Source organism: Falsigemmobacter faecalis, assembly GCF_003863335.1.
Classification (GTDB): Bacteria; Pseudomonadota; Alphaproteobacteria; order Rhodobacterales; family Rhodobacteraceae; genus Wagnerdoeblera; species Wagnerdoeblera faecalis.
This window is the reverse complement of sequence record NZ_RRAZ01000091.1, coordinates 1-1226: the sequence shown is the minus strand read 5'-3', so window position 1 is coordinate 1226 and position 1226 is coordinate 1. Positions and strand designations below refer to the sequence as shown.

At 52.9% G+C, this 1226-nt stretch carries 1 rRNA gene (running past one end of the window); it reads right to left on the bottom strand.

Going from position 1 to position 1226, the window contains the following annotated elements:
- Positions 1–1226, bottom strand: a 23S ribosomal RNA gene (locus EG244_RS20170); its annotated part reaches 462 nt to the left of the window's first position; the annotation flags it as partial.

Genomic DNA, 1226 nt, shown 5'->3' with positions numbered 1-1226 from the left:
AACATTCTCGCTTCTGATCTCTCCACCGGATGCCTTACAGCCCGGCTTCACAGAAAGCTCCGCGTCTCTGCGTCTTTCCGTAAGGAAGGACAAGAGACATGGAGCTATATCACAGAACGCTCCGCTACCACGCGCATCTCTGCGCATCCCGAGCTTCGGCTCATGGCTTGAGCCCCGATACATCTTCGCCGCAGGACAGCTTATCTAGACCAGTGAGCTGTTACGCTATCTTTAAAGGATGGCTGCTTCTAAGCCAACCTCCTGGTTGTTTTGGCCGTCCCACCTGCTTTCCCACTTAGCCATGAATTGGGGGCCTTAGCTGCGGGTCAGGGTTGTTTCCCTCTTCACGACGGACGTTAGCACCCGCCGTGTGTCTCCCGGATAGTACTCTGCGGTATTCGGAGTTTACTTAGTCTCAGTAAGGCTGTGGGCCCCCATTGACCATGTAGTGCTCTACCCCCGCAGGTATTCGTCCGAGGCGCTACCTAAATAGCTTTCGCGGAGAACCAGCTATCTCCAAGTTTGATTGGCCTTTCACCCCTAGCCACACGTCATCCAGACCCTTTTCAACGGGTGTTGGTTCGGACCTCCAGTTAGTGTTACCTAACCTTCATCCTGCACATGGCTAGATCACTTGGTTTCGGGTCTGATCCCACGAACTCATCGCCCTTTTAAGACTCGCTTTCGCTGCGCCTGCACCTATCGGCTTAAGCTTGCTCGTAAGACCAAGTCGTTGACCCATTATACAAAAGGTACGCCGTCAGGACTCGAGGTCCCTCCGACTGCTTGTAGGCGTCCGGTTTCAGGTACTGTTTCACTCCCCTTGTCGGGGTGCTTTTCACCTTTCCCTCACGGTACTGGTTCGCTATCGGTCAGCAAGGAGTACTTAGCCTTCGGGGGTGGTCCCCCGATCTTCAGACAGGATTTCACGTGTCCCGCCTTACTTAATATGTCCAATGGAGCTTCCTGTACGGGGCTGTCACCCTGTATCGCTGACCTTTCCAGGTCATTCCAGTCACTCTTCATGGATCGGCTGGTCCGCGTTCGCTCGCCACTACTAACGGAGTCTCTGTTGATTTCCTTTCCTCCGGGTACTTAGATGTTTCAGTTCCCCGGGTTTGCCCTAAAAACCCTATGTGTTCAGGTAATTAGTACCTGGTTCAGACTGTTATAAGCTACCGAGGTAATTATAACGATCTGTCAGGTGGGTTTCCCCATTCAGAGAT